The sequence below is a fragment of the Halobiforma nitratireducens JCM 10879 genome, assembly GCF_000337895.1.
In the GTDB taxonomy this organism is placed as follows: domain Archaea; phylum Halobacteriota; class Halobacteria; order Halobacteriales; family Natrialbaceae; genus Natronobacterium; species Natronobacterium nitratireducens.
Genome location: NZ_AOMA01000087.1, coordinates 1 through 4,802 on the forward strand (window position 1 = coordinate 1; position 4,802 = coordinate 4,802).

Annotated in this window: 8 protein-coding genes; 6 read left to right on the forward strand and 2 right to left on the reverse strand. The window is 64.9% G+C overall.

Annotation, left to right across the window (positions count from 1 at the left end; genetic code table 11):
• From C446_RS08665 to psmA, 5 genes are all read left to right on the forward strand, one after another.
• A partial coding sequence (locus tag C446_RS08665) for a methyl-accepting chemotaxis protein (RefSeq protein ID WP_006672708.1) occupies positions 1 to 583 on the forward strand: 583 nt, incomplete at its 5' end.
• Positions 584 to 681: 98 nt separating this feature from the next.
• Entirely contained in the window at positions 682 to 1,386 is a 705-nt protein-coding gene (locus tag C446_RS08670) for an RNase P subunit p30 family protein (RefSeq protein WP_006672709.1), read from the forward strand.
• Complete coding sequence (locus tag C446_RS08675; protein ID WP_006672710.1) at positions 1,370 to 1,993, forward strand: class I SAM-dependent methyltransferase; 624 nt, start codon at positions 1,370 to 1,372, stop codon at positions 1,991 to 1,993. The genes C446_RS08670 and C446_RS08675 overlap by 17 nt, the downstream gene beginning before the upstream one ends.
• 12 nt (positions 1,994 to 2,005) lie before the next feature.
• Positions 2,006 to 2,500, forward strand: coding sequence for an Rpp14/Pop5 family protein (locus C446_RS08680; RefSeq protein WP_006672711.1), 495 nt, complete (start codon positions 2,006 to 2,008; stop codon positions 2,498 to 2,500).
• A 4-nt stretch (positions 2,501 to 2,504) separates the two neighbouring features.
• Positions 2,505 to 3,260 carry an archaeal proteasome endopeptidase complex subunit alpha gene (psmA, locus tag C446_RS08685; RefSeq protein WP_006672712.1) on the forward strand — a complete coding sequence of 252 codons (756 nt, stop codon included), beginning with the start codon at positions 2,505 to 2,507 and terminating at the stop codon, positions 3,258 to 3,260.
• A 47-nt stretch (positions 3,261 to 3,307) separates the two neighbouring features.
• On the opposite strand, the gene C446_RS08690 is transcribed toward psmA, so the two are convergent.
• A complete protein-coding gene (locus C446_RS08690) occupies positions 3,308 to 3,547 on the reverse strand; it encodes a hypothetical protein (RefSeq protein ID WP_006672713.1) in 240 nt (79 codons plus the stop codon).
• 4 nt (positions 3,548 to 3,551) lie between these two features.
• Here C446_RS08690 and C446_RS08695 point away from each other — a divergent pair, with 4 nt between their 5' ends.
• Positions 3,552 to 4,277, forward strand: a complete 726-nt coding sequence (locus C446_RS08695) for a ribosome assembly factor SBDS (protein ID WP_006672714.1) — start codon at positions 3,552 to 3,554, stop codon at positions 4,275 to 4,277.
• Positions 4,278 to 4,411: 134 nt separating this feature from the next.
• On the opposite strand, the gene C446_RS08700 is transcribed toward C446_RS08695, so the two are convergent.
• Positions 4,412 to 4,744, reverse strand: coding sequence for an FUN14 domain-containing protein (locus C446_RS08700; protein WP_006672715.1), 333 nt, complete (start codon positions 4,742 to 4,744; stop codon positions 4,412 to 4,414).
• Positions 4,745 to 4,802 lie beyond the last annotated feature (58 nt).

Sequence of the window (4,802 nt, forward strand, 5' to 3'; positions counted from 1 at the left end):
CGAGGAACTGGCTGAGGTGACAGAGGTCGTCACGCTCATCGACGAGATCGCCGAGGAGACGAACCTGCTGGCGGTCAACGCGTCGATCGAGGCTGCCCGCGCGACCGGCGATGGGAGCCGGTTTGCCGTCGTCGCAAGCGAGATCAAGTCCCTCGCCGAGGAGACCGGCGAGGCGACCGGTGAGATCGAAGCGATGGTCGGTGATCTCCAGGAGTCGGCCCAGGAGGCGGTCGACGAGATCGGTACGATGCAACGGGAGGTCGTCGACGGTGCGGAGACGATCGAGGAGAGTCTCGAGGTTCTCGAGGAGATCGCCGACGGCGTCCAGGAAGCAAACGAGGGCGTCCAGTCGATCAACGACGCGACGGACGAGCAGGCCCGTACCAGCCAGCAGGTGGTGACGATGGTCGACGAGGCGACCGAGCGAAGCGAACAGACCCTCGAGGAAACCAGCAGCGTCGCCGCGGCCGCCGAGGAACAGACCGCGACGGTCTCGGAGATCGCCGGTGCGGCACAGTCGCTTTCCGAGACCGCAGCCGATCTCAACGGCCAACTCGAGGCGTTTACCGTCGCGGACAGCTGACGCCGACTCGTTTTCGGCCCTGTCGTCCGGACCCGTCCGTCTCGCTTCCGCCGTCGGATGACGCAACCCACAAGTCGTCTCCCCGAGACATCTCGAGTATGTACGAGGCCGTCCACGCCCGTCCGGCCGGAGCGAGTACGGTCGCGAGACTTGCCAAGACGGCAGCCGACTACGGCTACGAGGGCGTGGTCGTGCGAAACTGTGCCGACGCTCGGGCGGAGTACGATCCCGACGGGATTCGGGACGAGTACGATGTCGACGTCGTCGCGGGCGTCGAAGTTCGAACCGACGATCCTCAGGAGGCAAGCGGCGCAGTCGGCAACTACCGTACCGACGAGACGATCGTCGCGGTCTCCGGTGGCACCACGTCGATGAACCGCTTCGCCGTCGAAAACGACAAGGTCGACGTACTTTCCCACCCGATGGCCGACGACGGCGATGTCAACCACGTGCTCGCGAAGGCAGCCCTCGAGAACGGGGTCCGTCTCGAGTTTGACCTCTCGCGGGTCCTCGGCGAGCACGGTGGCGGCCGGGTCCGCGAGATTCAGGGGCTGCGGAAACTCTACGAGATCGTCGACCACTACGGAACGCCCCACGTCGTGAGCGCGACGCCGACGTCACACCTCGAGTTTCGCGCGCCCCGGGAGCTAGCGGCGCTTGGCGAACGGATCGGGCTCCCCGGTGAGTTCGTCGAGGACGGACTCGCGGAGTGGGGTCGGCTCGCCGAACGCAACCGGCGCGTCCAGTCCGAGTCGTTCATTGAGCCGGGGGTCGAACGGGGCAGGTATGAAGAAAAGCATTGAGGAGCATGCCGCCCGATTCGACGAGGAAGCCGACGAGTACGACGAGTCCAAATCCGACGAGTACCGTGCCTGTGCGAACCTGGTGATCGAACGCGCCGATCCCGACGGTTCGGATATCGTGCTGGATCTCGGGACCGGCACGGGTGCGATCGCGATCGCGCTCGCGTCGGACGCCGACCGCGTCGTCGGCCGGGACATCAGCGAGGGAATGATGGACGAAGCCGAGCAGAAGGCCGACGACCGCGGACTCGAGAACGTCGCTTTCGACTACGGCACCTTCCGCGAGCCGGAGTACGAGGGTGACGTCGACGTCGTCACCTCGAACTTCGCGATGCATCACCTCTCGGACGACGAAAAACGGGACGCGATCGACGTCATCGCCGATCTCGAGCCCAACCGGTTCGTGCTGGGTGACGTGATGTTCTTCGGCGAGCCCGACCCTGACGAGCCATTCTACTCGCCCGAAGTCGACGATCCGGCGACCGTCGGCACCCTTGCGGACGCCTTTACCGACGCCGGATTCTCGCTGACGGCGGTCGAGCGCGTCCACGAGCAGGTCGGCGTGTTGGTCGCCGAGCGCGGACGGGTCGAGACCGGCGACGAGTAACCCGGTGCTGCGATGAAACACCTCCCGAAACACCTCCGGCCACGCTGGCGCTACCTCGCCGTCGCCCTCGAGTCCTGGCCCGACGCCGAGGTCGGTCGACGAGCGTTCCAGCGCGAGTTGTGGTACGCGGGCCAGAACCTGCTTGGTGATCCGGGCAGCGCAGCGGCCGATCTGACCGTCGTCAGGTTCGCGTTCGCCGACGGAACCGGCCACGCGCTGGTCAAGGTCCGCCGGGGAGAAACCGAGTCGGCTCGAGCGGCCCTGGCGTGTATCGACGAGATAGACGACTCTCCCGTCGGAATTCGGGTCCAGGGTATCAGTGGCACGATCCGTGCCGCTGAAGAAAACTATTTAGGACGCGGCCGGCAAGAATCCGAAGAGAGAAACGTCGTGTTCGGGAACGAGGAGCGAGTCGCCGTCGTTCGCAACGGCGATGGATCTGCGGACGTGCGACTCCCAGACGAGTCGTTCGCGGGCGCGACAGACCTCGATTACGATTTAGCGTGATACTATGCAGGGACAAGCCCAACAGCAGGCGTACGACCGAGGCATCACGATCTTCTCGCCGGACGGCCGACTCTACCAGGTCGAGTACGCCCGCGAGGCGGTCAAGCGAGGTACGGCAAGTATCGGCGTTCGAACGCAGGACGGCGTCGTCCTGGCCGTCGACAAACGAGTTCCCTCCCCGCTGCTCGAGGACTCGAGCGTCGAGAAGATTCACAAGGCCGACGACCACGTCGGCATCGCAAGCGCCGGCCACGTCGCCGACGCCCGCCAGCTGATCGACTTTGCGCGCCGCCAGGCCCAGGTCAACCAGCTGCGCTACGGCCAGCCGATCGGCGTCGAGACGCTGACCAAGGAAGTCACCGACCACATCCAGCAGTACACGCAGGTCGGCGGCGCACGTCCGTTCGGCGTCGCCCTGATCGTCGGTGGCATCGACAACGGCGAACCGCGTCTGTTCGAGACCGACCCCTCGGGGACCCCCTACGAGTGGAAGGCCCTGGCCGTCGGTGCCGATCGGGGCGACCTCCAGGACTACCTCGAGGAGAACTACGACGAGGAGGCCGACCTCGACGGCGGCATCTCGCTTGCCCTCGACGCCCTCGCGTCGGTCAACGAGGGCTCCTTGCTCCCCAACGAAGTCGGGATCGCGACGATCGACGTCGAGTCCGAACGCTTCGAGCAGTTCGAAAAAGACCGGATCGAGAGCCACCTCGAGGAGAACGACCTGCTCGAGGACCCCGAAGAGACCGAAGACGAATAACGTAATCGAGTCGTTCGAATTCGAACCGTCGGGTGGAGTTCCGACGGTTACTCGCGTTCGCGTCGCCGTTCGCGCTCCCCGTTCTCGAGCGCGACTCGCTGTGTCCGACCAGCGACGGCGTTGGATGGACACCGTTTCGCATCGACGTTGGATCGACATCGTCCGGCAGCAGCGAGCATCGTTGTCGGGATTTCCGTCGATACTGCGGTTCCGCCGGTCCGACCGTCGAACCCGTCCCGTCCGTCGAACGTCAGGAAAAGCTCTTTTACCCGTCCGACGGAACTCACCGGTATGATATCCCTGGACGAGGCGGTGACGGCGCGACTCGAGTCACACGGGGCGCGCTTCGAGGTACTGGTCGATCCGGACGCGGCGCTGGACATCAAACGCGACGAGTTCGAGGGCGACCTGGAGGACGTTATCGCCGCCGAGGACGTTTTCGAGGACGCCTCCCGCGGTGACCGTCCGGCCGAGAACGACCTCGAGAAGGTCTTCGACACGACAGAGCCCCTCGAGATCATCCCGGAAGTGATCAAGGAAGGCGAGATCCAGATCACGGCCGAGCAGCGCCGTGAGATGCAAGAACAAAAGCGAAAGCAGTTGATCGACACCATCGCGCGAAACGCGGTCAATCCACAGATGGACAACGCGCCCCACCCGCCCGAGCGCATCGAGAACGCACTCGAGGAGGCTGGGTTCACCGTCGATCCGATGGAACCGGTCGAGAGTCAGGTCGACGACGCACTCGACGCCCTGCGGCCGGTCATTCCGATCCGCTTCGAGGAAGTGACCATCGCAGTCCAGGTGCCCGCCGACTACGCCGGCAGCGCACAGGCCCAGATTCGGCAGTTCGGTGACCTGGAGCGCGAGGAGTGGCAGCCCGACGGCTCCTGGATCGGCGTCGTCACGTTCCCGGCAGGGATGCAAAACGACTTCTACGACGTCGTCAACGAACACTCGAGCGGCGAGGCCGAGACGGAGATCATCAAGGACAAGGACGATTTGAAGACGCGATAGCGGGACACGACGGCACGAAGCGCTACGGACGCAGTGTCCGACCTGTGGCGCGTCGTCCGACAGACGACACGCGAGACGATCGCCCGGTGATCCCCCGCTTCCGTTTCGTCTTCCACGTCCGTTCCGGCTTCCTTCTACCCGCGGTGGTACCCGATCAGAAACCCGCTCGCGAACCCCGCGGCGATCGGGACCACAGATAGCACCGAGTCGAACCAGTGGGTCTGGAGCCGGGCCCCTGCGGCTCGGGTCTCTTCCCCGGCACCGACCAGGCCAGCCGTGAGCCGGTCGTAGTCGACCACGACGATACCCTGTGACTCGAGGTATCGAAACACCACCAGTTGCACGCTGAGGACGATCGCGAGCACTTTCGCGATGCGTTTCGTTCCGTACCCCACCAGACCGCCGAGGACGGCACCGGCGACGAACTCGAGCAACAACGTCGACGGATCGACCGAGAGCGAGACCATCGGTGGGGGGTTTCGACGGGGCAATAATCACTGTTGCTGCTGTCTCTTATACACATCT